At 42.1% G+C, this 26,040-nt stretch carries 24 protein-coding genes and 2 pseudogenes (1 of these 26 only partly in view); 23 read left to right on the top strand and 3 right to left on the bottom strand.

Features of this window, described 5'->3' with window-relative positions; genetic code table 11:
- Positions 1–58: 58 nt before the first annotated feature.
- The 5 genes from miaB to mutL all read left to right on the top strand — a co-directional run bounded on the left by miaB (position 59) and on the right by mutL (position 7,540).
- Positions 59–1,588 carry a tRNA (N6-isopentenyl adenosine(37)-C2)-methylthiotransferase MiaB gene (gene miaB / locus BSI_RS11970; RefSeq protein WP_003238430.1) on the top strand — a complete coding sequence of 510 codons (1,530 nt, stop codon included), beginning with the start codon at positions 59–61 and terminating at the stop codon, positions 1,586–1,588.
- 1 nt (position 1,589) lies between these two features.
- Positions 1,590–2,021, top strand: a complete 432-nt coding sequence (gene ricA, locus BSI_RS11975) for a regulatory iron-sulfur-containing complex subunit RicA (RefSeq protein ID WP_003238428.1) — start codon at positions 1,590–1,592, stop codon at positions 2,019–2,021.
- Positions 2,022–2,283: 262 nt separating this feature from the next.
- Positions 2,284–2,829: an outer spore coat protein CotE gene (gene cotE, locus BSI_RS11980; protein ID WP_003221022.1), complete on the top strand. Its 546-nt coding sequence runs from the start codon at positions 2,284–2,286 to the stop codon at positions 2,827–2,829.
- Positions 2,830–2,961: 132 nt separating this feature from the next.
- The gene (gene mutS / locus BSI_RS11985) at positions 2,962–5,544 is read left to right on the top strand and encodes a DNA mismatch repair protein MutS (RefSeq protein WP_003238426.1); all 2,583 of its coding nucleotides are present in this window, start codon (positions 2,962–2,964) and stop codon (positions 5,542–5,544) included.
- 151 nt (positions 5,545–5,695) lie between these two features.
- Complete coding sequence (gene mutL / locus BSI_RS11990) at positions 5,696–7,540, top strand: DNA mismatch repair endonuclease MutL (RefSeq protein ID WP_258173530.1); 1,845 nt, start codon at positions 5,696–5,698, stop codon at positions 7,538–7,540.
- A 121-nt stretch (positions 7,541–7,661) separates the two neighbouring features.
- Here the strand turns inward: mutL and BSI_RS22130 are convergent, their stop codons facing one another.
- Entirely contained in the window at positions 7,662–7,868 is a 207-nt protein-coding gene (locus tag BSI_RS22130; protein ID WP_258173529.1) for a tyrosine-type recombinase/integrase, read from the bottom strand.
- Positions 7,869–8,432: 564 nt separating this feature from the next.
- Here BSI_RS22130 and BSI_RS22125 point away from each other — a divergent pair.
- The 6 genes and pseudogenes from BSI_RS22125 to BSI_RS12010 all read left to right on the top strand — a co-directional run bounded on the left by BSI_RS22125 (position 8,433) and on the right by BSI_RS12010 (position 11,258).
- Positions 8,433–8,840: pseudogene (locus BSI_RS22125) on the top strand (tyrosine-type recombinase/integrase).
- A 268-nt stretch (positions 8,841–9,108) separates the two neighbouring features.
- A complete protein-coding gene (locus BSI_RS0121115) occupies positions 9,109–9,366 on the top strand; it encodes a hypothetical protein (protein ID WP_050556887.1) in 258 nt (85 codons plus the stop codon).
- An 18-nt stretch (positions 9,367–9,384) separates the two neighbouring features.
- Positions 9,385–9,765, top strand: coding sequence for a hypothetical protein (locus BSI_RS11995; RefSeq protein ID WP_003238417.1), 381 nt, complete (start codon positions 9,385–9,387; stop codon positions 9,763–9,765).
- A 96-nt stretch (positions 9,766–9,861) separates the two neighbouring features.
- Positions 9,862–10,230 carry a hypothetical protein gene (locus tag BSI_RS12000; protein WP_003238415.1) on the top strand — a complete coding sequence of 123 codons (369 nt, stop codon included), beginning with the start codon at positions 9,862–9,864 and terminating at the stop codon, positions 10,228–10,230.
- 415 nt (positions 10,231–10,645) lie between these two features.
- The gene (locus BSI_RS12005; RefSeq protein WP_003238413.1) at positions 10,646–10,867 is read left to right on the top strand and encodes a hypothetical protein; all 222 of its coding nucleotides are present in this window, start codon (positions 10,646–10,648) and stop codon (positions 10,865–10,867) included.
- A gap of 22 nt (positions 10,868–10,889) precedes the next feature.
- Positions 10,890–11,258 carry a hypothetical protein gene (locus tag BSI_RS12010; protein WP_003238411.1) on the top strand — a complete coding sequence of 123 codons (369 nt, stop codon included), beginning with the start codon at positions 10,890–10,892 and terminating at the stop codon, positions 11,256–11,258.
- 369 nt (positions 11,259–11,627) lie between these two features.
- On the opposite strand, the gene BSI_RS12015 is transcribed toward BSI_RS12010, so the two are convergent.
- Together BSI_RS12015 and BSI_RS12020 are read right to left on the bottom strand one after the other, a co-directional pair.
- The gene (locus BSI_RS12015; protein ID WP_003238408.1) at positions 11,628–12,095 is read right to left on the bottom strand and encodes a regulatory YrvL family protein; all 468 of its coding nucleotides are present in this window, start codon (positions 12,093–12,095) and stop codon (positions 11,628–11,630) included.
- A 176-nt stretch (positions 12,096–12,271) separates the two neighbouring features.
- Positions 12,272–12,829 (bottom strand): hypothetical protein, encoded by a 558-nt coding sequence (locus tag BSI_RS12020; RefSeq protein WP_003238406.1) that lies wholly within the window; start codon positions 12,827–12,829, stop codon positions 12,272–12,274.
- Positions 12,830–12,949: 120 nt separating this feature from the next.
- Here BSI_RS12020 and BSI_RS12025 point away from each other — a divergent pair, with 120 nt between their 5' ends.
- The 12 genes and pseudogenes from BSI_RS12025 to BSI_RS12075 form a co-directional block, all read left to right on the top strand.
- Positions 12,950–13,567: a TetR/AcrR family transcriptional regulator gene (locus BSI_RS12025; protein WP_003238404.1), complete on the top strand. Its 618-nt coding sequence runs from the start codon at positions 12,950–12,952 to the stop codon at positions 13,565–13,567.
- Positions 13,568–13,754: 187 nt separating this feature from the next.
- The gene (locus BSI_RS12030) at positions 13,755–14,432 is read left to right on the top strand and encodes an MBL fold metallo-hydrolase (protein WP_003238401.1); all 678 of its coding nucleotides are present in this window, start codon (positions 13,755–13,757) and stop codon (positions 14,430–14,432) included.
- A 110-nt stretch (positions 14,433–14,542) separates the two neighbouring features.
- Positions 14,543–14,811 (top strand): annotated as a pseudogene (locus BSI_RS0121110) (hypothetical protein).
- Positions 14,811–15,677: an ACP S-malonyltransferase gene (gene fabD, locus BSI_RS12035; RefSeq protein WP_003238400.1), complete on the top strand. Its 867-nt coding sequence runs from the start codon at positions 14,811–14,813 to the stop codon at positions 15,675–15,677. Before BSI_RS0121110 ends, fabD (BSI_RS12035) begins: the two are co-directional and overlap by 1 nt.
- A 513-nt stretch (positions 15,678–16,190) precedes the next feature.
- Positions 16,191–17,165 carry an acyltransferase domain-containing protein gene (locus BSI_RS12040; protein WP_003238398.1) on the top strand — a complete coding sequence of 325 codons (975 nt, stop codon included), beginning with the start codon at positions 16,191–16,193 and terminating at the stop codon, positions 17,163–17,165.
- Positions 17,162–19,444 (top strand): ACP S-malonyltransferase, encoded by a 2,283-nt coding sequence (gene fabD, locus BSI_RS12045; RefSeq protein ID WP_003238397.1) that lies wholly within the window; start codon positions 17,162–17,164, stop codon positions 19,442–19,444. Before BSI_RS12040 ends, fabD (BSI_RS12045) begins: the two co-directional genes overlap by 4 nt.
- A gap of 88 nt (positions 19,445–19,532) precedes the next feature.
- Positions 19,533–19,781 (top strand): acyl carrier protein, encoded by a 249-nt coding sequence (locus BSI_RS12050; protein ID WP_003238395.1) that lies wholly within the window; start codon positions 19,533–19,535, stop codon positions 19,779–19,781.
- A complete protein-coding gene (gene pksF / locus BSI_RS12055; RefSeq protein ID WP_032732045.1) occupies positions 19,759–21,006 on the top strand; it encodes a polyketide biosynthesis malonyl-ACP decarboxylase PksF in 1,248 nt (415 codons plus the stop codon). The genes BSI_RS12050 and pksF overlap by 23 nt, the downstream gene beginning before the upstream one ends.
- A complete protein-coding gene (pksG, locus tag BSI_RS12060; RefSeq protein WP_003238391.1) occupies positions 21,007–22,269 on the top strand; it encodes a polyketide biosynthesis 3-hydroxy-3-methylglutaryl-ACP synthase PksG in 1,263 nt (420 codons plus the stop codon).
- Entirely contained in the window at positions 22,257–23,036 is a 780-nt protein-coding gene (locus BSI_RS12065) for an enoyl-CoA hydratase/isomerase (protein WP_080030820.1), read from the top strand. The genes pksG and BSI_RS12065 overlap by 13 nt, the downstream gene beginning before the upstream one ends.
- Before the next feature lie 42 nt (positions 23,037–23,078).
- Entirely contained in the window at positions 23,079–23,828 is a 750-nt protein-coding gene (locus BSI_RS12070) for a polyketide synthase (RefSeq protein WP_003238386.1), read from the top strand.
- 45 nt (positions 23,829–23,873) lie between these two features.
- Positions 23,874–26,040, top strand: partial view of a non-ribosomal peptide synthetase gene (locus BSI_RS12075; RefSeq protein WP_003238384.1) — the 5' end (the start) only. It continues 12,950 nt past the right edge of the window; the window shows 2,167 of its 15,117 coding nt (coding positions 1–2,167); it begins with the start codon at positions 23,874–23,876; its stop codon lies off the right edge, out of view.

Genomic DNA, 26,040 nt, shown 5'->3' with positions numbered 1-26,040 from the left:
GCTTCAATAACCTTTATACTGGAGGGTGGAAGTTTGGTTTGAAAGGAGAAATCATGACATGAATGAAAAACAAAAATTAGAGAGCGGACAAGTTAATCCATCGGACAAAAAATCCGAGAAGGATTACAGCAAGTACTTTGAAGCTGTTTACATTCCGCCTTCCTTAAAAGATGCGAAAAAACGAGGCAAGGAAGCCGTTACTTATCATAATGACTTTAAAATTTCTGAACAATTTAAAGGGCTGGGAGACGGAAGGAAGTTCTATATCCGTACGTACGGCTGCCAAATGAATGAACACGATACAGAGGTTATGGCAGGGATTTTTATGGCGCTCGGTTACGAAGCGACAAACTCTGTTGACGATGCCAATGTCATTTTGTTAAATACATGCGCAATCCGCGAAAATGCCGAGAACAAGGTGTTTGGTGAGCTGGGGCATTTAAAAGCGCTGAAAAAAAATAATCCCGATCTGATTTTAGGCGTGTGCGGCTGTATGTCCCAAGAGGAATCAGTCGTGAACCGGATTTTGAAAAAACATCCGTTTGTCGATATGATTTTCGGAACGCATAACATCCATCGCCTGCCAGAGCTTTTGTCAGAAGCATACCTTTCAAAAGAAATGGTCATAGAAGTTTGGTCCAAGGAAGGGGACGTTATTGAAAACCTTCCGAAAGTCCGGAACGGAAAAATTAAGGGCTGGGTCAATATCATGTACGGCTGTGACAAATTCTGTACGTATTGCATTGTGCCTTACACACGCGGAAAAGAAAGAAGCCGCCGCCCTGAAGAGATCATTCAGGAAGTGAGAAGGCTCGCAAGCGAAGGCTACAAAGAAATTACACTATTAGGCCAAAACGTAAACGCGTACGGAAAAGACTTTGAAGATATGACGTACGGTCTCGGTGATTTGATGGATGAACTGAGAAAAATCGATATCCCGAGAATCCGTTTTACAACGAGTCATCCGCGTGACTTTGACGACCGCCTTATTGAAGTGCTGGCAAAAGGCGGCAACCTGCTTGATCACATTCATCTTCCGGTTCAATCAGGAAGCTCAGAGGTTCTGAAACTGATGGCCCGCAAATATGACAGAGAGCGTTATATGGAGCTCGTTCGAAAAATTAAGGAAGCAATGCCGAATGCATCTTTGACAACGGACATTATCGTCGGATTCCCGAACGAAACGGACGAACAGTTTGAAGAAACGCTTTCTCTTTACCGTGAAGTGGAGTTTGACAGCGCCTATACGTTCATTTACTCTCCGCGTGAGGGCACTCCGGCTGCCAAAATGAAAGATAATGTTCCGATGCGCGTGAAAAAAGAACGTCTGCAGCGTTTGAACGCACTGGTGAATGAAATTTCTGCTAAAAAAATGAAGGAATACGAAGGCCAGGTTGTCGAAGTATTAGTTGAGGGTGAAAGCAAAAATAACCCTGATATTCTTGCCGGCTACACTGAAAAAAGCAAGCTTGTCAATTTCAAAGGGCCGAAGGAAGCAATCGGCAAAATCGTCCGCGTGAAAATCCAGCAAGCGAAAACATGGTCGCTTGACGGAGAAATGGTAGGAGAAGCAATCGAGGTGAAATAAGATGACGCTCTACTCAAAAAAAGACATTGTGCAGCAGGCACGAAACCTTGCAAAAATGATCTCTGAAACAGAAGAGGTTGATTTTTTCAAACGGGCTGAAGCGCAAATCAATGAGAATGACAAAGTGTCTGCAATCATTAATCAGATTAAAGCCCTGCAAAAGCAAGCTGTCAATCTGAAGCATTACGAAAAGCATGAAGCGCTCAAACAAGTAGAAGCAAAAATTGACGCGCTGCAAGAAGAGCTTGAAGAGATTCCTGTCATCCAGGAATTCAGAGACTCGCAGATGGAGGTAAATGACCTTCTGCAGCTCGTTGCACACACCATTTCCAACCAAGTCACAAATGAAATCATCACGTCAACCGGAGGAAACCTTCTGAAAGGGGAAACCGGTTCAAAGGTGAAGCATTCAAATAACAGCTGTTCTTTCTAAACACGGTGCCTTTACAGGCCCGTGTTTTTTTAGACTTATGCGGCTAAAAATGAACTAAAAAATCTATGTGCCAAATGTTCAAAGTGTTTTTTGGGGTTCTCATCCGCGAAGAAACTTTATCGCACTTATAAGTAAAGTTTCTAGGCGCGCCTGCATACAATGGAACAGAAACTTTGTATTTTTATATTTTAATTATAAAAATGCACACTAGACAAATGCCCAGCATAAGATAACACGAAGAAGAACAAGGAGGCATGCCGGAATGTCTGAATACAGGGAAATTATTACGAAGGCGGTAGTAGCGAAAGGCAGAAAATTCACCCAATGCACCAATACCATCTCCCCTGAGAAAAAACCGAGCAGCATTTTGGGTGGTTGGATCATTAACCACAAGTATGACGCTGAAAAAATCGGGAAAACAGTAGAAATTGAAGGGTATTATGATATAAACGTATGGTACTCTTACGCGGACAACACAAAAACAGAGGTTGTCACAGAACGGGTGAAATACGTAGATGTCATTAAACTCAGATACAGAGACAACAATTACTTAGATGATGAGCATGAAGTGATTGCAAAAGTCCTTCAGCAGCCTAACTGTCTTGAAGTGACCATTTCACCGAATGGAAATAAAATTGTTGTGCAGGCGGAAAGGGAGTTTTTGGCGGAAGTGGTGGGAGAAACAAAAGTTGTTGTTGAGGTTAATCCTGACTGGGAAGAAGAGGACGAAGAAGATTGGGAAGATGAGCTTGATGAAGAGCTGGAAGACATCAATCCTGAATTTTTAGTGGGAGATCCTGAAGAATAAAAAAGGGACTAGGGGAGGCAGTACCCCCAAGTCTCTTTTTTATATTGATATATCATTCTTTTATCACTTTTTGTTTATGTTATAATGAAGGCTGGAAAATAGAAACGTTGATACATAGTGAGGGATTAAACAATGGCCGGTTATACGCCTATGATACAGCAATATTTAAAAATAAAGGCAGAGCACCAGGATGCCTTTTTATTTTTTCGCCTTGGTGATTTTTACGAAATGTTTTTTGAGGACGCCAAAAAAGCGTCACAAGAGCTGGAAATAACATTAACGAGCAGAGACGGCGGTGCGGCTGAAAAAATACCGATGTGCGGTGTGCCGTATCATTCTGCTTCTGCGTATATTGAGCAGCTTATTAAAAAAGGGTACAAAGTGGCGATCTGTGAACAGACGGAAGATCCAAAAGCCGCAAAGGGCGTTGTGAAACGGGAAGTGGTTCAGCTTATTACGCCAGGAACAGTAATGGACGGTAAAGGCATCCATGAATCAGAAAACAACTTTATCGCATCTGTTTCCGTCTGCTCGAACGGATACGGGCTGGCGCTGTCTGATTTAACAACGGGAGAAAATTTGGCTGTCTTGATTGAACGGCTTGAAGACGTCATATCAGAAATTTATTCAGTCGGTGCACGGGAAATCGTGGTTTCAGGAAGCATGGATCCCGATAAGGTCGTACAGCTGAAAGAGCGGTGCGGTGCAACGATCTCAATTGAAGACGGAGAAACAGACGAACACGTAACGATCATTGAGCACTTAAATAATGAAGATGTAACAAAAACATTTTTGCGCTTATATACGTACCTGAAAAGAACCCAAAAACGCAGTCTTGATCATCTTCAGCCCGTGCAGGTGTATGAGCTTGAGGAAGCGATGAAAATTGACTTGTACTCAAAGCGAAATCTGGAGCTCACTGAAACGATCCGTTCGAAAAATAAAAAAGGCTCTCTTTTGTGGCTGCTGGATGAAACAAAAACTGCCATGGGAGGCAGGCTGCTTAAACAGTGGATTGACCGGCCGCTCATCAGAGTCAATCAAATCGAAGAGCGCCAAGAAATGGTGGAAACATTGATATCCCATTTCTTTGAACGGGAAGATCTGCGTGAACGTTTAAAAGAAGTATATGACTTAGAACGCCTTGCAGGCCGTGTTGCATTCGGAAATGTCAATGCACGGGATTTAATTCAGCTGAAGGAATCGTTAAAGCAAGTGCCTGGTATCAAACAGCTGGTTGCTTCACTGGCTCATGACAAAGCTAAGGAACGTGCGGAACGGATTGATCCTTGCGGGGATGTGCTTGAATTGCTGGAAGAAGCGCTGTACGCTAACCCTCCTTTATCGTTAAAAGAAGGGAACCTGATTAAAGACGGATACAATCAAAAGCTCGATGAATACCGTGATGCAAGCAGAAACGGAAAGGACTGGATTGCCCGCCTGGAACAGCAGGAGCGCGAATACACAGGCATTCGCTCTTTAAAGGTCGGCTTCAATAAAGTTTTCGGTTATTATATTGAAGTGACAAAAGCGAATTTGCACTTGCTTGAGGAAGGGCGCTATGAGAGGAAGCAGACGTTAACGAATGCAGAGCGCTACATCACACCTGAATTAAAAGAAAAAGAAGCGCTCATTTTAGAAGCGGAAAATAACATCTGCGAACTGGAATACGAGCTGTTCACCGAACTGCGTGAGAAAGTGAAGAGGTATATTCCGCGTCTGCAGCAGCTTGCCAAACAGATGAGCGAGCTTGATGCACTTCAGTGCTTTGCGACAATCAGTGAAAATCGTCACTATACGAAACCGGAGTTCTCTGAAGATGAAGTCGAAGTGATTGAAGGCAGACACCCAGTTGTTGAAAAAGTCATGGATAGCCAGGAATATGTCCCGAACAATTGTATGATGGGCGATAACAGACAAATGCTTCTCATTACCGGTCCAAACATGTCAGGGAAAAGTACGTATATGAGACAAATCGCGCTCATTTCCATCATGGCGCAAATCGGCTGCTTTGTACCCGCGAAGAAAGCGGTGCTTCCGATTTTTGATCAAATCTTCACTCGAATCGGCGCTGCAGATGATTTGATTTCCGGACAAAGTACATTTATGGTGGAAATGCTTGAAGCCAAAAATGCAATTGTCAATGCGACGAAAAACAGCCTTATTCTGTTTGACGAAATCGGCCGGGGAACGTCCACTTATGACGGCATGGCGCTGGCACAAGCGATTATCGAATACGTTCACGATCATATCGGCGCCAAGACGCTGTTCAGCACACACTATCACGAGCTGACCGTTCTTGAGGACAAGCTGCATCAGCTGAAAAACGTTCATGTGCGTGCAGAGGAATATAATGGAACGGTTGTCTTTCTTCATCAAATAAAAGAAGGGGCAGCCGACAAAAGCTACGGTATCCATGTAGCCCAGCTTGCCGAGCTGCCGGAAGATCTCATTTCGCGCGCTCAAGATATTTTAAAAGAGCTTGAGCATTCAGGGAACAAACCGGAAGTGCCAGTGCAGAAGCAGAAGCCCGAGGTGAAAGAAGAGCCGGCACAGCTGTCCTTTTTTGATGAAACGGAAAAGCCTGCTGAAGCGCCGAAGCTTTCAAAAAAAGAAAAGCAAGTGCTTGATGCCTTCAAATCACTTAATATATTAGATATGACACCGCTTGAAGCGATGAATGAAATGTACAAGCTGCAAAAGAAATTACATTAAAACGGGGTGATGAATGTGGCAAAAGTCATCCAGCTGTCAGATGAGCTTTCAAATAAAATAGCGGCGGGCGGGGGGGGGGGGGCCGATCGCCAAAACCGGGGTGATGAATGTGGAAAAAGTCATCCAGCTGTCAGATGAGCTTTAAAAAAAAATAGCGGGGGGGGGGGTTGTGGAACGGCCCGCCTCAGTCGTCAAAGAATTGGTGGAAAATGCGATCGACGCTGACAGCACAGTCATTGAAATCGATATTGAGGAAGCAGGTCTTGCATCCATTCGAGTGTTGGATAACGGCGAAGGAATGGAAAATGAAGATTGCAAGCGTGCTTTTCGACGCCACGCAACGAGTAAAATTAAAGATGAAAATGATTTATTCAGGGTGAGAACGCTTGGTTTTAGGGGAGAAGCACTGCCGAGTATCGCGTCAGTCTCTCATCTGGAGATTACGACAAGCACCGGTGAGGGAGCAGGGACGAAGCTCGTCCTCCAAGGAGGGAATGTCATTTCTGAATCACGTTCCTCAAGCAGAAAGGGAACTGAAATCGTCGTTTCTAACCTGTTTTTTAACACACCGGCCCGCTTGAAATATATGAAAACCGTTCATACAGAGCTTGGAAATATCACTGATGTAGTCAACCGTATTGCACTGGCGCATCCGGAGGTATCAATCCGCCTGCGCCATCATGGGAAAAACCTGCTTCAAACGAACGGAAACGGAGATGTGCGTCATGTCCTGGCAGCGATTTACGGAACGGCTGTCGCCAAAAAAATGCTTCCGCTGCATGTGAGCTCTTTGGATTTTGAAGTAAAGGGATATATCGCTCTCCCAGAGATTACACGGGCGTCGAGAAATTATATGTCGTCTGTGATCAATGGCCGTTACATTAAAAATTTCCCGCTCGTCAAAGCGGTCCATGAAGGATACCATACCCTTCTGCCCATTGGGCGTCATCCGATTACCTTTATAGAAATTACGATGGACCCGATTTTAGTCGATGTCAACGTGCACCCATCGAAGCTTGAGGTTCGTCTCAGCAAGGAAACAGAGCTACATGACTTAATTCGTGACGGAATTAAAGATGTATTTAAACAGCAGCAGCTGATTCCGAGTGCCCAGCTCCCGAAAAAATCGGCACCTGTCATCAAAAATGAGCAACAGTTCATAACCTTTGATGAAAAGCCTGCGGAAAGAAAAGTTCCGGAAAAAGCGCCTGCGCCATCTTATTCCCCAATGAAGCTCAGCTCAGTCGTGAAAGAGCCGGTTGATGCGGAGGAAGAATTGCCTCCTCTCCAATTTAATGCTCCTCCTATCGTTGATGAGGAACAAAGCATTGAGGTGCCTGATGTTTCAGAAGAACAGCCTGAAGCATTTGAGCAAGAATACCATCAAGAAGAACAGCCTGAGCCAACGTCTGAGCGGGTTCCGATTATGTACCCGATCGGCCAAATGCATGGGACTTATATATTGGCACAAAACGAAAACGGCCTGTATATTATCGACCAGCACGCCGCCCAAGAGCGTATTAAGTACGAATACTTCCGTGAAAAGGTGGGAGAGGTTGAACCTGAGGTGCAGGATATGATCGTGCCGCTGACGTTCCACTACTCCACGAACGAGGCATTGATTATTGAACAGCACAAACAAGAACTCGAAAGCGTCGGTGTTTTTTTAGAGTCATTCGGCTCAAACAGCTACATCGTCCGCTGCCACCCGGCCTGGTTTCCAAAGGGGGAAGAAGCTGAGCTGATTGAAGAAATCATTCAGCAGGTGCTCGACTCCAAACATATTGATATTAAAAAACTGCGCGAGGAAGCGGCGATTATGATGAGCTGTAAGGGCTCCATCAAAGCGAACCGCCACCTCAGAAATGACGAAATCAAAGCGCTTCTGGACGACCTCCGAAGCACATCAGATCCATTTACATGCCCGCACGGCCGGCCGATCATCATACACCATTCGACATATGAGATGGAAAAGATGTTCAAACGCGTGATGTAGCGGGGGTTGGCGGAGGGGAATACCCCCTTTGCCCATATTTTGCCCATACATTTTTCAAGCATTGAGATATTCTTCGAATTGATCAATGCTTTTTTTATTGTGTTTTTTCAGTGAAATGAATTTAAACATCTGCAGTTATCTTGACTGTAGTATGACCAAGTCGTTCACTTACATATTTAAGATCTGCACCACTTTCTAACAGCATGATTGCATGAGTATGCCTTAGACCATGTGGGGTTTTATGATGCAAATCTGTTTTATCTAGAACTGCGTCTATTACTTTATTAATTGCGTATGGCCCAAAATCTTTCCCCTTTGGAGTTGTGATAAAGAAAGGGGAGTCATCATATTTTTCGCCGTGCGTTTCCTTGTTATTTCTTGCCAGTCTTTATATTTTGTTAAATCGTTAACTAAAGTGACTAGGGGATGAAATCGTTAGGGCAACCGTTCTTTGGTGGATACAGTGATGTTGCCAACACTTACGGTCAGGGTTTGTAAGGGGCCAATAGGACCGAATTGGAACCATCAGACATTACCCGTTTCAGTGATTTTCAAACAGGAACCGAATCAGTTGCTGGCTTGCTAGCTAGCTGAACCCGGCGTGTATAGAGTGGTCTCATGGGGTTCCCAATCGGGTGGACAGAATTTAAGGATTAGGCAACTGTTGTGCAAGCAGATTTGTCCGATATTTAGATTCATAAGGGAATTTTATGATTAAAAAATATAATTTACTTTTTTGTGATTTAATACGATTATAAATTATAAAAGGGTGGTTTTCTTGGCTGTTTCATTAGAAAAACTAGTTGATTTAGAATAACTTTGCTTTATAGTACGTCGCTTAAGGAACTGAAGCAGTGAGGTAAATACTGACCAACAATGTTGTTGGGGAGCTTTGAGAATACGTGATCCGGAATGTATCTTCTACATCAAGAGGTTTTTAAAAGAGCAAACATGAGGAATTACATGCTATTCGTGACCAGTATTAACTCAGGGCTCCGCATATCGGATATTCTGCAGCTGAGAGCAAGAGACGCTAAACGATCTCATAGAGAAGAAAACGAAAAAGAAAAAAGAGAATCGATATGACTTCAGCCCTTCAAAGGGAATTTAATGCCTATGTGGGGTTAGATGACATTGGCACGCATATATTGAGGAAAACATTCGGTTATCACTTTTACAAACAAAGGACGTTGCTATGCTACAGGAGATATTTAATCACTCAGACCAACGGACAACCCTGCGATACATCGGAATCAATCAAGGCGCCATGAACAACGCTATGAAGAAATTTAAAATATAACCAGGCTCATCCAAAACAACAAGGATGAGTCTTTTCTTTAAATCTTCATAAAAAGGTATGGAATTCATTTATGAGATATCTTCAAAAAGAGAGGGTAAGTGATCGGCAAATATATAGTATTTGATTAATTGCTAAATCCTTATATAAAAAATGGTCTTAAGGAAAATGTTTGAAATAGCATAACTTGTACTATTTGTCCAAACAAAATTGTGAAAAGAATATACCTTATATGGAATAAAAATTATTGATATGAAGGAGTGAATAATTCGTGGAAAAGAGAAAGAAAAAGCGGCCGGATCAAGAGCAGGAACCTATTTTAATTAGTATTATCAACTTTAATGACTCTGCAATTTCTATTGATGGTAGTAATGCTGCTGAGTGTAATGATGACAGTGCAGTTGCCCAAGGTCATAGTAGTGCTTCAGATAACCCGATGGATAGTGCAGTTGCTCAAGATTACAGTAATGCATCTAGGGACCCTGAAGATAGTTATTTTGATCAATCTGTAAAAACCAGAAAGGATTAATATAAGGGAGGTTATAATATGTTTTTTGATGATAAATATAAAGATATAGATCATAAGGAAAAAGATAAAGAAAAAGATAAGAAAAAGTCAAAAAAATATCAAAAACAGAATCCGGTACTAATCTCGATTGGAGATTTTGCTGATACTGCAATTGCTATTAGAAATAGTAATGCAGCCGAGGATAACGACGGCAGTGCAATTGCCCAAGATTATAGTCAAGCTTCAGATAACCCAAGGAAAAGCGCAGTTGCTCAAGGTCATAGTAATGCATCTCGTGATCCCGAAAATTCAGATTTTGATCAGTCTGTTAAGCATAAAAAACGTAAAAAAGACACTGAATATAAGAAAGATGACGGTAAGCATAAAGGGAGTTCTAAAATCTGGACTCCTAAACATTAGTTGAGTGCTATTTAAAGGGAATAGTGGCACCACCCTATCTACATTCTTAAACAGTAGTAGGGTGGTATCTTTTTATTAGAAAGAGGTGAAAGCACCATGTTTAATAGACCAGAAAGACATGTGGACAGGAATTTTAAAATCAATGATAGAGATTTATTAAATAAAGAAATAAAAAAGAAAATAGAAGAAGTATTAGAAGATACACCACTTCAAATAAACATTAATCTTTATTTAACGCAAGAACAAAACCCTGAACTTACAAGTATTAGTAATGTAAAGAGAGCAGCAATAGCTATGAAGGAAAGTAATGCAGCCGAGGATACGCGAGATAGTGCAATTGCTCAAGAAAAGAGTAACGCAGTTGATAAAACAATTAATTCAGGTGAAAAATACGTGAATAAACCTATTACCAAACAAAAAAGAAATAAAGTGAGTAAAGGATCAACTCCGTTCTATCCTAAATAGAGAAGGTTGGTTATTCTTAAAATGGACAGTAACGGCCTAATGATGAAGCTTCATGAAAACCACTTTATAGTGTTTCCCTAGAAATATTTAAGTAATAAGCAATAAATCAAATCAATAGACGCTTTCCTAAAATCGGGAGAGCGTTTTTTATTGGGATTAATCACTTGCTAAACTGTGTACTTAGCATTTAGATTTTTTAACATTGTTTTTAATGACTCATCCAGAACTCTATGGTGAACGTTTTATTTTAATTTTTTTGAGTTCCATAAAAGATAACAGGTGTGCAATTAATGTTAGGGTTTTAGCTTGAAAACAGATAGGGCAAGGGGTTGGCACAGTTCGACGAGTTGCACAGTATAAAACATATAGGGAATTGAGAAAAATAGGGTATTAAATGAAAAGGGGGTGTGGAACTTTGGAAATAGAGATAAGAAATGCTATCGAAATAGATAATAAACAATATAGTTTAAGTGATAATAAAATGGATCTATTTAAAAAAGTTATAGAGAATCTAGCCAATACAATTTTAAAGACAGATAAGTTAGAGAAAATAGTGTTTAGTGAATGCTATGAAGAAGATTTATTTGCAGTACTCAAGGTAAAAGGCAAGCCTCTCAGATATACGATATACAAATGATAGTATTGGAAAAGGCCGTGCGATGATGGTGAAGTATTTAGGAGCCGAGAATATACAAAAGCTACTATTGTTTATCACTCCTGAAATTTTAACGGAGATGATATCTAATATTAGAGCAAAAGATAAAGATAATCCAGAAAACAATAGAGGTCTGAATGTCTTTTTTCATGAATTAGCTCACGTAAATGATCCAGTAAACTTTAGTGTTAATGATTTTAATGCTAAAGGAACAGATCTAGCAATAGTTCCACTAGCTCTTATGGTTTGGAAAGAATATTTTGCAAATCGAATAGCAAATGAAATGTATCCAACCATAGAATTTAATTCATATAATAACTTGATCAAAATAATAAGCAGACTTTTTAATGGCGAAATGGGCAAGATCAAATAAATGACTTTGCCCATATTTTGCCCATGTTCTACGTAATGGGTTTATGGACATATCCCTTGCCATAATAAAATGTTGCAAATAATTCAAATAAATGTATATTTTAGGTAGGGAGGTGGGAACATGACATTCGATTCAAATAGAATCATCCTTGTGGATGAGCTTGAGCATGAGATGGAAGGAATTATTTATGAATGCAGAATCTAAATCAAATCAACATTGTTTTGCTTCCTGTTTTTTATGAACAGGGAGTTTTTTTTGTGATGAGAAAGCAAAAAAGATGTGAGCTGTTGTTTGAGTGTATTAGTTATGGAAATGAATTTTTGTTCTCTCATATTTCAATCTGGGTAAAAGTAAAAACCACTTGAAATATCACAGGCTGTTTTTAACAGTTCCTTCATTAGGCTGTTCATCAAATGCAAGTTCAATGAAAGCCATCAATGCTGATATCACAAAAAGCAAGACATCTGGAATATATATAGACTGCATAAAGTAATCCGCAAAACAGATCGTTATGAAATTGCTGATAAAGTACAGGATAAAAGCAAAAAGTGCAGTCTTTTTCAATGAAAGTGATTTTGCCAGAATCATAGAGACAATCATTGTGAGTGGGTCTATGATCAAGCCTGCAGCAAAACAGACTAAAATAAATAAAACTAATGTTTGATTGGAATCGTATGTGATGCCCAGTATAGAGAATAACCCTTTCATCCCGAAGAAATACCCGCCGAAGATCACTGCTAGTGCAATGGTAACGATAAGAATGATAGATGCAATTACGATTAATTTCGAGCTCAGCTTTACCTCTTTAAACTGCTCGTTCTGTTCTTTTTGGCTCAAGCACGACACTCCTTTCACATGCTTACTTACTCATTGTAATATGAATCTCCTAAGCTTATTTTAATGAAAACAGCAAGGGTGGAGATCCCAGTAGATCACCGGAAAACAGTATAACATATTTTGACAAAAACTTAAAAAGCCCTTTTCCAGCGGAAAGGACCTTCTTTTTCATCATGTTAACTTTTGAGAGTTGACGAAGCTTTCTCTTTTTTCGGCCAAATAAAATAGCTGGCGGTAAAGAGAAAATCAATGCCTAAAATGACTGTCCATGTTTTAAGAATGCCGCTTAATGCCTCGGTTCGGGCAGAATCATTGATGAAGTAGATCATTCCTGCTAATAATCCCGCACCAATAAGGTAGGACAGCACGTGTCTTATCCAGCTTTTTGCATAGTGCTTGGCATGATCCATTCCATAACGCTTCAGCGGTTTGGCTCCTTGTTTTGTCACATAATATTGAAATCTTTCATCCGCCCATTGAATCATTTGTTTCCCATAAGCGATCGATATACCGATGTAAACAGCCGCAATCCCGTGGGCAGCAGTCGCTGAGGCTCCGCGGTAAAGGTCCACAGCAGTTGCCGCTAATAAGATCAAATCGATCACTGGGGTTAAGGCAAGGAATAGCAGTCCTAATGTATGTTGTTTGAATAGGTAGCGTACAGCAAGCCCTAAAACAATCACAACCCAAAATGCAATTTCACAGAAGACAATCATCCATGCGATACCGTTCAATCCATTCCCCTCTTTTCAATACAGTTGTATTATTTAAACAATATTTTACCATCTTTATTTTTATAACACAACTGTATTATAAAAATTGCTCTCTTATTTTTTTCTTGTTACAATAAAACTATGCCAAAACAAATTGACCATGAGAAAAGAAGAAAACAAATTGCAGAAGCGACGTGGCGCGTGATTTTAGAACGGGGGATGGAGGGAGCCTCAGCCAGAAACATTGCAAAGGAAGCAGGATTGTCATTAGGTGCACTGCGCCATTATTTTTCTACTCAAGATGAACTGCTTGTTTTTGCAATGAAACTTGTTCAGGAAAAGGCGATGGCCCGAATTAAGGACATTGCAATGAAGGATTTGCCCCCTAAGGAAAAAGTGTTGCATATTTTGCTTGAAATTGTCCCAACGAATGAAGAAACGATTAGAGAGATGGAGGTGTGGTTCGCCTTTACGGTTTACGCCAGACATAAAAAGGATATGTTTGATGCGGATCATGACGGGATTTACAGCGGCATGCGGAATCTGGTTGCCTATTTAGATGAATTTGATTTACTGAAGCAGAATGCTGATAAAGACATTGAAGCTGAGAGACTTTACGCGCTAATTGACGGCTTGGCTTTACATGCGATGCTTGACCCTGTGCGAGTGAATAAAGATCGCATCAAACGTGTCATTATGCAGCATGTAGCATCAATTTGCATAGAAGAAACATGTGGGATAGAAGAAAGAAATACCTAAACGAAGAGCTATTCTTGTTGGACATGCTTCCAAAGGAATAGCTTTTTTATATGCAAAAAGAACAAGGGCCTCTGAAAAAAATGGAAAACAATCATGCCGTTTGGTAAAGTGGAATGATAGACGGACTGAGGATTGAACAGTTTGTCTAACTTTCATTTAAGAACTTTACATGATAGGAATGGTGTAAATGAATCTTACTTATAAGGTACATCCAATTAAAACAAGGTATCAGGGCTGGACGAATTATTGCTATATCATTGAAGATATTGTAAGTAAATCTGCAATTGTTGTTGACCCCTCATGGGAACTGAGTAAAATAACAACTAAACTTTCAGAACTCGAAGCTGAATTAACAGCAATTGTATTGACACACTCTCATTATGATCATGTAAACCTGGTAGAGCCGCTGACAAAGATGTTTAACGCTCAAGTTTATATGTCCCAAAAAGAAATTGATTATTATCAATTCCGATGCAGAAATTTAATTGGCCTTCATGATCATCAGACGATCAGCATAGGAAACACAAGTGCGCAATGCCTTCTCACGCCGGGGCATACAGCCGGCGGAATGTGTTATTTGTTTTCTAATAGTATTTTTACCGGAGATACGGTATTTACAGAAGGGTGCGGCATATGTGAGGATGATGGCAGTTCTGCGGAAGAGATGTTCAGAAGCATTCAAAGGATTAAGTCAGAGGTTTCACCCTATGTACGGGTTTATCCTGGTCACTCATTTGGCAAAGTGCCCGGCTATACGATAGAGGATCTTTATCAGTATAATATTTATTTTCAAATTGATAAGATAGAATATTTTGTGAAATTTCGCACCCGTAAAAACCAAAAAGGTATTTTTGATTTTAAATAATTCTTCTGAATCTATTATCCTATTTTTCTTCGAATATCTAAATAATTAGTATTTTTTAAAATGATTACATAGAAGGATTTGATTTGTATCGAAAAGGCTCAGGTGATAAGTTGAAGCGCATTGTCAGCATATGGCGACCTTTAATGTGATGCAGGTCATTTTTCTTATGTTGTGTGATATGCCCTGATCCTTTATGCCTTAATTGAAAAAAGCAGGAAAGCAATCGAGTAAACTGTAGGAAAAATTAACTTGACGGACATATTGACAGAGGTTACCATCAACATGAACATGCTACTATTTATCCGGTCATCACTATTTTTAAAAAAAATCATACAGAAGTGATACAAATCTACTTATCGGAAGGGTGGCTTTGAGATAATGATCACATATGTTTTTCCGGGTCAGGGTTCACAGAAACAGGGAATGGGCAGCGATCTATTTACTGAATTTAAAGAACTGACGGCTCAGGCAGATGAGATCTTAGGGTATTCAATTAAACGTCTTTGCTTAGAAAATCCTTATTCTAATTTAAACAAAACGCAATTTACTCAGCCGGCTTTATATGTGGTAAACGCATTAAGCTACCTGAAAAAAATCCGAGAAGCAGAAGCTAAGCCTGACTTTGTCGCCGGGCACAGCTTGGGTGAGTACAATGCGCTATTTGCAGCTGGGGCCTTTGACTTTGAGACAGGTTTAAAGCTTGTCAGAAAAAGAGGCGAGCTGATGAGTATGGTAAGCAATGGCGGTATGGCCGCTGTTATGGGATTAAATGAAGAGCAGGTTGCAAAGGCTCTGCAAAAATACCATTTACACAATGTTGATATCGCTAATGTGAACGCCCCATATCAAATAGTGATTTCAGGCCGAAAAGATGATATCGAAAAAGCCGCATCTCTTTTTGAAACGATGACTGAAGTTACAATGGTACTCCTCTTAAACGTAAGCGGCGCGTTTCATTCCAGATACATGAATAAAGCAAAAGAAGAATTCGAGCAGTTTCTTCATACCTTCCATTTTTCGCCTCCGTCTATCCCGGTTATTTCTAATGTGTATGCCAAACCGTATACATACGAATTTATGAAGCAGACGCTGGCCGATCAAATCAATCATTCAGTGAAATGGACTGAGAGCATAAGCTACTTAATGAAAAAAGGCCAAATGGAGTTTGAGGAAATAGGGCCAGGAAATGTTTTAACAGGGTTGATTCACCGTATTAAGAAAGATGCGGAACCAATGCCCCGCTGAAAATGATTGTTCCTAAGACCATGCGCCGCATAGGCAAGGCTAAGGACAGATTTCCTTTTATTTAGGGTATAAAGCTTTAGAGACGCAATCGTTCAATAGACACTGTTTCTAAATGAATAACTTTATATACTGTTACATAAAGAGGCTGATCAAACATATCCACACCCTATTAGACATTTGAACTATGTCAGACAGCCGGAATATCATGACTGACCATCGCTCTCACATCAAGATGGCCTACTTTTTAACCGCACCCAAATTTAGAGTCGATGTTCTTTGCTGATCCTGTCATATCTATTTTTGAGACTAACAACATACATCTATGACCACTTCATAAAAGAGTTGCATCCAGAGCACTAATAGCAATCCTCCTAAAGTTGATTCTTCTCATTTTCTTTTTTACATCATGTCTTACCGATTAAATAATCGGATCTCAATCGCTGTTATGTATTGCATACAATGAGTTGAGATATCAAAATAGCCGTCATAAATATAAAAAAAGAAGGTATGCACATGAATGAACCGCTCGTTTTTATGTTTTCCGGACAAGGTTCCCAGTACTATCATATGGGAAAGGAATTATTTAAGGAGAATATCGTGTTTCGCCAATCGATGCTTGAAATGGATGCCATTGCAGCACGGCGCATCGGCGCATCGATTGTTGAAGAAATCTATCATCCGGATAAACGTGTGTCGGATCCGTTTGACAGCATTCTTTTTTCCCACCCTGCAATCTTTATGGTTGAGTATTCCTTATACAAAGTTTTGGAAGATAGGGGAATCTATCCTGATTACGTATTGGGATCAAGTCTGGGAGAATTCTCATCAGCGGCTGTTTCTGGTGTATCAGACGCAGAGAATATACTGAATTGCATACTTGAACAGGCTATTGTCATCCAAAAATCCTGCGATAAAGGGAAAATGCTGGCCATTCTTGATAAACCGCAATTACTGAATGATCATCCACAACTATTTGAAAACAGTGAACTCATTTCTATCAATTATGATTCGCACTTCGTCATTTCTAGTGAAGAAGAAAACATAAAGCAGATCGTGGAGGTTTTAAAAGAGAAACAGATTCTTTGCCAGCTGCTGCCTGTGTCCTATGCCTTTCATTCTTCACTTATTGATCGGGCAGAAAGTGCCTATGCAAAATATTTAAAGTCAATATCTTTTAAAAACCCGTCAATACCAGTTGTATCGAGTTTAACGGGAAGCTGCCTTCACGAAATGGACAAGCATTTCTTTTGGGATGCGGTAAGAAAGCCAATGAGATTTCGTGAAGCGATTCGATATTTGGAAAGTCAGCATGCATGCCGGTTTATCGATTTGGGGCCATCCGGCACCTTAGCTGCTTTTGTGAAACAGCTGCTCCCGGGAGATTCAGCTAACCGCAGCTGCTCGATCATGACACCATTTCATCAGGAGCTGAAAAATCTGAATACGGTTGAGTGTTTCCGTAGACCAGAAAGGAAGTTTACAAGATGATTACATATGTTTTTCCAGGGCAAGGCTCCCAGCAAAAGGGAATGGGACAAGGGCTGTTTGAACAATATCGGCATTTGACAGATCAAGCAGATCAAATATTGGGCTTTTCAATAGAAAAGCTTTGTACCGAAGAATCCTATTTGGATTTAAATCATACGCAATACACGCAGCCGGCTTTGTACGTCGTCAATGCACTCAGTTATTTGAAGAGAGTGGAGGAGACCGGCAGAAATCCTGATTTTGCGGCCGGACATAGCTTAGGAGAATACAATGCGCTGTTTGCAGCGGGTGCATTTGATTTCGGAACCGGATTAAGACTTGTCAAAAAAAGAGGCGAACTGATGGGGCGGATTACAGGAGGCGGAATGGCTGCTGTGATCGGCCTGAATAAGGAACAAGTTACAGCCGTTTTAGAAGAGCACCGTCTTCATGCCATTGATGTAGCAAATGAAAATACGCCCCGGCAAATTGTGATTTCCGGCCAAAAAAAAGAGATTGAAAAAGCGCGAATTGTTTTTGAAAACACCAAGGATGTAAAGCTGTTTCATGTTTTAAATGTAAGCGGGGCTTTTCATTCCAGATATATGAATGAAGCAAAACAGGAATTTAAAAAATTTATTGACTCATTCCATTTTGAGCCTCTGGATATCCCAGTTATTTCCAATGTCTATGCAGAGCCATATCATCAGGACAGGTTAAAGGAGACATTATCTGAACAAATGGACAGCACAGTGAAATGGACGGACAGCATACGTTTTCTGATGGGAAGAGGAGAAATGGAGTTTGAAGAGATCGGGCCTGGAACTGTATTGACCAGTCTCATCCATCGGATTAAAAATGAAGCAGAACCGTTAACGCATGCACCCGAAAAGAAACTTGCTTCAAGTCATCCAGAAGCTGCTGACCATCCACATAATGTTCAAGCTGGGATTACGGCAGAGTCTTTAGGAAATGCTGAGTTTAAACGGGATTATCATCTTACATATGCTTATCTTGCAGGAGGAATGTACCGCGGCATTGCTTCGAAAGAAATGGTAGTAAAGCTGTCAAGAGCAGGAATGATGGGGTTCTTTGGCACAGGCGGCCTGAGCTTGAATGAGGTTGAAGATGCGATCCTCACCATTCAAGGTGAACTAGGGGAAGGCCAAGCCTACGGCATAAATCTCGTCCACAATATGAAACATACTGAATCAGAAGAAAAGATGATCGACCTTTTATTAAAGCATCAAGTAAGAAATGTGGAAGCTTCAGCATTTTTAAGTGTCACTCCCGCATTGGTAAGGTATCGAGCAAAAGGAGTGAGACGAAACCCCAATGGTGACGTCATGTGCTCAAATCGTCTCATAGCGAAAATATCACGGCCGGAAGTTGCAGAATCATTTCTGAGTCCTGCGCCTGAGAATATGCTGCAAAAGCTTTTAGGAGAAAATAAAATCACAGTGAGCGAAGCTGAATTATTGCGGCGCATTCCGATGGCTGACGATATTTGTGTGGAAGCTGATTCAGGAGGTCATACAGATAGCGGTGTGGCATACAGCCTGATGCCGGCCATGACATCATTAAGAGATGAAATGATGAAAAAATATCAATATCCGAAAAAAGTAAGAGTTGGTGCAGCTGGAGGAATTGGAACGCCTGATGCAGCGATGGCAGCTTTTATGCTTGGTGCGGATTTTATTGTTACAGGCTCAATCAATCAATGTACAGTTGAGGCGGCAACAAGTGACAAAGTAAAGGATTTGCTTCAGCAAATGAATGTACAAGATACTGCCTATGCGCCTGCGGGTGATATGTTCGAATCTGGCAGCAAAGTACAAGTGCTAAAGAAAGGCGTGTTCTTTCCGGCGCGGGCAAACAAGTTATATGAACTGTACCAGCGATATGGGTCAATACGTGAGCTGGATGCAAAAACGTTGACTCAGCTTGAGGAGAAATACTTCAAACGCAGTATAGAAGACATCTATGAAGATATGACATTACATTATCCTGCAGCAGAAATTGAGAAGGCTGAACAAAATCCGAAGCATAAAATGGCTTTGATTTTCCGGTGGTACTTCAGATACAGCTCCAACTTGGCAATCAGCGGCAACGAACATTCCAAGGTCGATTACCAAATTCACTGCGGTCCGGCGCTGGGAGCCTTTAATCAATGGGTCAAAGGGTCGGAATCAGAAAACTGGCGCAATCGCCATGTGGATGAGATCGGAAAAAAATTAATGACAGAAACAGCAGCATTGCTTCATGAACGGATGCAATCAATGTATCAACCGTCGCATTAAGCATACAGCATAAGATTAATCGTTCGAATATTATGAAAATATACCTATAAACAGCACTAAAATGATCCCTTGAAGGAGAGAGCGCGTTATGGATAAACAGAAAATTTTTGAAGTGTTAGTCACCAATATTTGCGAGGTGCTACCTGAATTAGACGGACACAGGTTTGAGCCTGAAGATCAGTTAGTTGAGTTAGGAGCTGACTCTGTAGACAGAGCTGAAATTATCACAATGGTGCTTGAGGATCTATCATTAAAGATTCCCCGGATTGAGCTGTCTGGGGTGAAAAACATCGGCGAATTAGCTGAGGTGCTTTATGACAAAGTGCAATCTGTCTGAGGTGGTGGTGACTGGTTTAGGCGTCACGGCTGCCATCGGTCAAGGGAAAGAGGCATTTGCATCTTCGCTGCTGTCCGGCAGGCATGCCTTTGGGGTCATGGAGCGTCCGGGCAGACAAAAAGACAGCCGGTTTATCGGTGCTGAAATTGCGTCATTGTCTTATCCCGACCGCCTTTCTAAAAAATTGCTGCGAAAAGCGTCATTTTCAAGCCGTACTGCATTGGTGACCCTCTCAGAGGCTTGGGAGGAGGCTGAATTAGATGATGTCGATTCTGCACGTATCGGACTGGTAGTCGGCGGGTCAAATTTTCAGCAGAGAGAAACCTTACAGCTTTATGAAAGTTATCAAGACCGCTCTGGTTTTATTTCGCCGGCATATGGCCTGTCTTTCATGGATAGCGATCTTTGCGGGCTATGCACAGATCAGTTTGGCATCACAGGCTTAGCTTATACGGTGGGAGGAGCCTCCGCCAGCGGCCAGTTAGCAGTGATTCATGCGATTCAGCAAGTCTTATCAGGCGAGGTTGATGTTTGCATAGCACTGGGTGCATTAATGGATCTTTCTTACATAGAATGCGGAGCGCTCAGGGCTTTAGGCGCTATGGGAACGGACAAATATGCTGATGAGCCTGAGAAAGCGTGCCGTCCCTTCGATCAGAACAGAGACGGGTTTATTTATGGAGAATCTTGCGGCGCCCTGGTGATAGAACGAAAGGAGACGGCTGTCCGCCGAGGTGTCAAACCTTATGGAGCATTGTCTGGGTGGTCAATCAAACTAGACGGGAACCGGAATCCCGATCCTTCTTTAGAAGGAGAGATTTATGTCATCCAAGAGGCGCTGGAGCGTGCCGGTCTTTCACCAGAAGACATTGATTATATTAATCCTCATGGCACAGGTTCTTTTATTGGGGACGAAATTGAATTAAAGGCGCTGCATGCATGCCGGCTTTCCCATGCTTACATCAACGCAACAAAATCGATAACCGGGCACGGTCTCAGCGCGGCGGGAATCGTAGAGATTGTCTCTGTTTTGCTGCAAATGAGAGAATCTGCCCTGCACCCGAGCCGGAATTTGGATCATCCAATCGATGATTCCTTTCATTGGGTAAATGAGAAATCGATTTCATACCGCATCAAAAATGCGCTGAGCTTAAGCATGGGCTTTGGCGGAATGAACACCGCGGTTTGTATACAAAACATTGAGAAATGTGGAGGCGAATCATAAATGGTTTCAGCCGGAATAGAAGCGATGAATGTCTTTGGCGGAACGGCGTACCTTGATGTCATGGAACTGGCCAAATACAGACATTTAGATACTGCAAGATTTGAAAACTTATTAATGAAAGAAAAAGCGGTAGCACTGCCTTATGAAGATCCTGTGACCTTTGGAGTCAATGCAGCTAAGCCGATTATTGACGCTTTATCCGAAGCCGAGAAGGACCGGATTGAATTGTTAATCACTTGTTCTGAATCCGGGATCGACTTTGGGAAATCGTTAAGTACATATATCCATGAATATTTAGGGCTGAACCGCAACTGCCGTTTGTTTGAGATTAAACAGGCATGTTATTCAGGAACAGCGGGATTTCAGATGGCGGTGAATTTTATATTATCCCAGACCTCTCCGGGTGCCAAAGCACTGGTTATCGCCAGTGATATTTCACGTTTTTTAATCGCTGAGGGCGGAGACGCTTTAAGTGAAGACTGGTCTTATGCCGAACCGAGTGCCGGAGCAGGAGCGGTGGCCGTTTTAGTAGGCGAAAATCCCGAGGTGTTTCAGATAGATCCGGGAGCAAATGGCTATTACGGCTATGAAGTGATGGATACCTGCCGTCCCATTCCTGATAGTGAAGCGGGAGATTCTGACCTGTCTTTAATGTCATATCTGGATTGCTGTGAACAAACCTTTCTGGAATATCAAAAACGTGTACCCGGTGCCAATTATCAGGACACGTTTCAATACCTTGCTTACCATACGCCTTTTGGCGGGATGGTGAAAGGTGCGCACCGGACAATGATGCGTAAGGTGGCGAAGGTGAAAACAGCTGAGATTGAAACGGATTTTTTAAATCGGGTAAAGCCAGGTTTAAACTACTGCCAAAGGGTTGGAAATATTATGGGAGCTGCCTTGTTTCTGGCATTGGCTAGCACGATAGACCAAGGGCGGTTTGATTCGCCTAAACGAATCGGCTGTTTTTCTTACGGATCAGGCTGCTGTTCTGAATTTTACAGCGGAATAACAACACCGCAAGGCCAAGAACGCCAACGCTCTTTTGGCATTGAGAAGCATTTAGATCGCCGATATCAGCTCTCCATGGATGAGTATGAGCTGTTGTTTAAGGGGAGTGGGATGGTGCGGTTCGGGACGCGCAATGTAAAGCTCGATTTTGAGATGATACCGGGCATCATGCAGTTTACTCAAGAGAAGCCTCGATTGTTTTTAGAAGAAATTTCTGAGTTTCATCGGAAGTACAGGTGGATCTCGTGACCTATCAAACGATAAAGGTCCGCATCCATGAGTCGGTTTGCTACATCACATTTCACCGTCCTGAAGCGAATAATACGATAAATGACACACTCATAGAAGAATGTTTACAAGTGTTAAACCAATGTGAAACATCATCAGTTACGGTTGTTGTTTTAGAAGGGCTTCCCGAGGTGTTTTGCTTCGGTGCTGATTTTCAAGAAATCTATCAGGAAATGAAAAGCGGCAAAAAACAGGCAAGCTCCCAAGAGCCTCTCTATGATTTGTGGCTGAAACTGCAGACTGGCCCTTATGTCACGATTTCGCATGTCAGGGGAAAAGTCAATGCCGGCGGTCTTGGATTCGTATCTGCCACAGATATTGCCATTGCGGATGAAACGGCGTCATTCAGTCTCTCTGAGCTGTTATTCGGTCTGTATCCGGCTTGTGTTTTACCGTTTCTGATCCGCCGGATCGGCTGGCAGAAAGCACATTATATGACGCTAATGACAAAGCCGATTTCCATTCAGGAAGCCAGTGAATGGGGGTTAATAGATGCCTTTGATGCTCAAAGTGAGGTGCTGCTAAGAAAGCATTTATTGCGCTTGCGGAGGCTGAATAAAAAAGGAATCGCACGTTATAAACAGTATATCAGCTCACTTGATCATCAAGTCAGCCGTTCGAAATCCATCGCTTTAACTGCAAATCAAGACATGTTTTCTGATCCTCAAAACCAAATGGGAATCATCAGGTATGTTGAGACAGGGCAATTTCCATGGGAGGGACAGTAATCATTTGAAAAGATGACAATCAGGACTCGTTAGGAGGACATCATGACGCATTCTGTTGTAGAGCTCATCGAAATTGAGCCCGCCATTATTCAGGTAAAGATGCATGACCGCACACATAAAAACGCGTTTTCACAAGAACTTACAGACGGTTTAATTCAAGCGTTTAAATTCATTCGGCAGAAACCAGATTATAAAGCGGTCATTTTGACGGGATATGATAATTATTTTGCTTCAGGAGGAACACAAGAAGGACTGCTTCGAATTCAGCAGGGATTGACCAAGTTCACGGATGACAATCTTTATTCTCTGGCGCTGGATTGTGAGATTCCAGTCATTGCGGCCATGCAGGGCCACGGAATTGGAGGCGGCTTTGTCATGGGGCTCTTTGCTGACATTGTCATTCTAAGCAGAGAGAGCGTGTATACGGCTAATTTTATGAAATACGGATTTACGCCTGGAATGGGCGCTACCTTTATCGTCCCTAAAAAACTGGGATTCAGCCTGGCCCAGGAAGTATTAATGAATGCGGGCAGCTACCGCGGAGCTGATCTTGAAAAAAGAGGGGTCCCCTTTAAAGTGCTGCCCCGTGCGGAAGTAGTAGATTATGCGGTGGAGCTGGCGCATGAACTGGCGGAAAAGCCGAGAAACTCATTGATTACATTAAAAGATCATTTGGTGGCCCCGCTTCGTGAGCAGCTGCCGCACGTCATAGAACAGGAATTAATGATGCATGAGAAAACATTTCATCATGACGAAGTCAAAACGAGAATCAAAGGTATGTATGGAAATTAACTGAGAACCTACATAAAAATTTGCAGGTGAAATGGAGGCAGCGCGATGAGAAATAATGATAATACCCGCATATTAGCTAACCCTTCTGTCAGCTATGGTGAGCCTTTACATATATCTGAAGAGCAGCCGGCAACAATACCTGAAGTTTTATACAGAACGGCTGCGGAGCTTGGGGATACAAAGGGAATCATTTATTTGCAGCCGGATGGAACTGAAGTGTACCAATCATATGGACGATTGTGGAATGATGCACTGCGTATCGTGAAGGGGCTCCGCCAATCAGGCCTGAAAGCAAAACAAAACGTGATTTTGCAGCTTGGCGACAATTCACAGCTTCTCCCTGCGTTCTGGGGGTGTGTTTTAGCAGGCATTGTTCCGGCTCCGTTAGCCGTTCCGCCAACGTACGCTGAATCGAGCAGCGGGACTCAAAAGCTGAAAGACGCATGGACGCTTCTTGACAAGCCGACGGTAATTACTGATCAGGACATGCACCAGGAAATGCTCGATTGGGCAAGAGAGCAAGGCCTTCAAGGATTCCGTGCAATTGCTGTAGAGGATCTGCTCAGTGCTGAAGCAGAGACGGATTGGCATCAATCCAGTCCTGAAGACTTAGCGCTTTTATTGCTGACTTCTGGCAGTACGGGAACGCCCAAAGCGGTTATGCTGAATCATCGAAACATTATGAGCATGGTGAAAGGGATTATTCAAATGCAAGGCTTCACCAGAGACGATATCACATTTAACTGGATGCCGTTTGATCATGTCGGGGGCATCGGGATGCTGCATTTGCGGGATGTCTATCTTGGCTGCCAAGAAATTAACGTCTCAAGTGAAACGATCTTAATGGAGCCGCTGAAATGGCTGGATTGGATTGATCATTACCGTGCTTCTGTTACGTGGGCGCCGAATTTTGCGTTCGGTCTTGTCACTGATTTTGCAGAAGAAATGAAAGATCGGAAATGGAATCTGTCCTCAATGCGTTACATGCTCAATGGCGGCGAAGCAATGGTAGCCAAGGTAGGGCGCAGAATGCTTGAGCTTTTAGAACCTCATGGATTGCCTGCTGATGCCATCCGACCTGCATGGGGAATGTCCGAAACTTCATCCGGCGTTATTTTCTCTCATGAGTTTACCCGGGCTGCAACTAGTGATAACGATCATTTTGTTGAAATAGGTTCCCCGATTCCTGGATTCTCTATGAGGATTGTGAATGACCAAAATGAAGTGGTTGAGGAAGGGGAGATTGGCCGTTTTCAAGTCTCAGGACTTTCCGTTACAAGCGGTTATTACCGGCGCCCAGATTTAAATGAGAGTGTGTTTACAGAAGATGGATGGTTTGAAACTGGAGATCTTGGCTTTTTGCGAAACGGGCGCTTAACCATTACGGGGCGCACGAAAGATGCCATTATCATTAACGGGATTAATTACTACAGTCATGCGATTGAGTCTGCTGTTGAAGAATTACCGGAAATCGAAACTTCTTATACAGCTGCCTGCGGAGTCCGCGTGGGTCAGAATTCAACGGATCAGCTGGCAATCTTCTTTGTTACTTCCGCAAAAATGAATGATGAGCAGATGTCTCAGCTTCTTAGAAAGATACAATCCCATGTCTCACAGGCGATCGGAGTTACTCCAGAATATTTGCTGCCGGTACAAAAAGAAGAGATTCCGAAAACGGCTATCGGGAAGATCCAGCGCACCCAGCTGAAAACTTCATTTGAAAATGGGGAGTTCGACTACTTGCTTCATAAATCCAACCGGATGAACGATGCGGTACAGGACGGGGAGATACAGCAAGCAGATCATGCGATAAGAAGAAGGGAAGAGATACAGGAGCATCTGCTCAGCTGCTTGACTGAGGAGCTGCACGTTTCCCGTGATTGGGTAGAGCCAAATGCAACTATCCAGAGTCTTGGAGTGAATTCTATCAAGATGATGAAGCTCATTCGGTCGATCGAGAAAAAATACCGCATCAAACTCACAGCTAGAGAGATACATAAATATCCTACGATTGAACGCTTGGCTCGCTATCTATCTGAACATGAAGACATCAGCAGCTTGTTTGCTGACAGAGAGGACACTGGCACATCCAAAATGGAACAGGAAAGGATTCAGGCATCTTTTCAGCCTCTTTCTGAGGTTCAAAAAGGATTATGGACATTGCAGAAAATGTCACCTGAAAAAAGTGCATATCACGTACCTCTCTGTTTTC

Source organism: Bacillus inaquosorum KCTC 13429 (genome assembly GCF_000332645.1).
Taxonomy (GTDB): Bacteria; Bacillota; Bacilli; order Bacillales; family Bacillaceae; genus Bacillus; species Bacillus inaquosorum.
This window is presented reverse-complemented; position numbering and strand designations above follow the sequence as displayed.

What these genes read in the sequence shown, in the direction of transcription:
- miaB (WP_003238430.1), top strand. Translation starts at nt 59, where the DNA reads ATGAATGAAAAACAAAAATTAGAGAGCGGACAAGTTAATCCATCGGAC.
- ricA (WP_003238428.1), top strand. Translation starts at nt 1,590, where the DNA reads ATGACGCTCTACTCAAAAAAAGACATTGTGCAGCAGGCACGAAACCTT.
- cotE (WP_003221022.1), top strand. Translation starts at nt 2,284, where the DNA reads ATGTCTGAATACAGGGAAATTATTACGAAGGCGGTAGTAGCGAAAGGC.
- mutS (WP_003238426.1), top strand. Translation starts at nt 2,962, where the DNA reads ATGGCCGGTTATACGCCTATGATACAGCAATATTTAAAAATAAAGGCA.
- BSI_RS11995 (WP_003238417.1), top strand. Translation starts at nt 9,385, where the DNA reads ATGTTTTTTGATGATAAATATAAAGATATAGATCATAAGGAAAAAGAT.
- BSI_RS12000 (WP_003238415.1), top strand. Translation starts at nt 9,862, where the DNA reads ATGTTTAATAGACCAGAAAGACATGTGGACAGGAATTTTAAAATCAAT.
- BSI_RS12010 (WP_003238411.1), top strand. Translation starts at nt 10,890, where the DNA reads ATGATGGTGAAGTATTTAGGAGCCGAGAATATACAAAAGCTACTATTG.
- BSI_RS12025 (WP_003238404.1), top strand. Translation starts at nt 12,950, where the DNA reads ATGCCAAAACAAATTGACCATGAGAAAAGAAGAAAACAAATTGCAGAA.
- BSI_RS12030 (WP_003238401.1), top strand. Translation starts at nt 13,755, where the DNA reads ATGAATCTTACTTATAAGGTACATCCAATTAAAACAAGGTATCAGGGC.
- fabD (WP_003238400.1), top strand. Translation starts at nt 14,811, where the DNA reads ATGATCACATATGTTTTTCCGGGTCAGGGTTCACAGAAACAGGGAATG.
- BSI_RS12040 (WP_003238398.1), top strand. Translation starts at nt 16,191, where the DNA reads ATGAATGAACCGCTCGTTTTTATGTTTTCCGGACAAGGTTCCCAGTAC.
- fabD (WP_003238397.1), top strand. Translation starts at nt 17,162, where the DNA reads ATGATTACATATGTTTTTCCAGGGCAAGGCTCCCAGCAAAAGGGAATG.
- BSI_RS12050 (WP_003238395.1), top strand. Translation starts at nt 19,533, where the DNA reads ATGGATAAACAGAAAATTTTTGAAGTGTTAGTCACCAATATTTGCGAG.
- pksF (WP_032732045.1), top strand. Translation starts at nt 19,759, where the DNA reads ATGACAAAGTGCAATCTGTCTGAGGTGGTGGTGACTGGTTTAGGCGTC.
- pksG (WP_003238391.1), top strand. Translation starts at nt 21,007, where the DNA reads ATGGTTTCAGCCGGAATAGAAGCGATGAATGTCTTTGGCGGAACGGCG.
- BSI_RS12070 (WP_003238386.1), top strand. Translation starts at nt 23,079, where the DNA reads ATGACGCATTCTGTTGTAGAGCTCATCGAAATTGAGCCCGCCATTATT.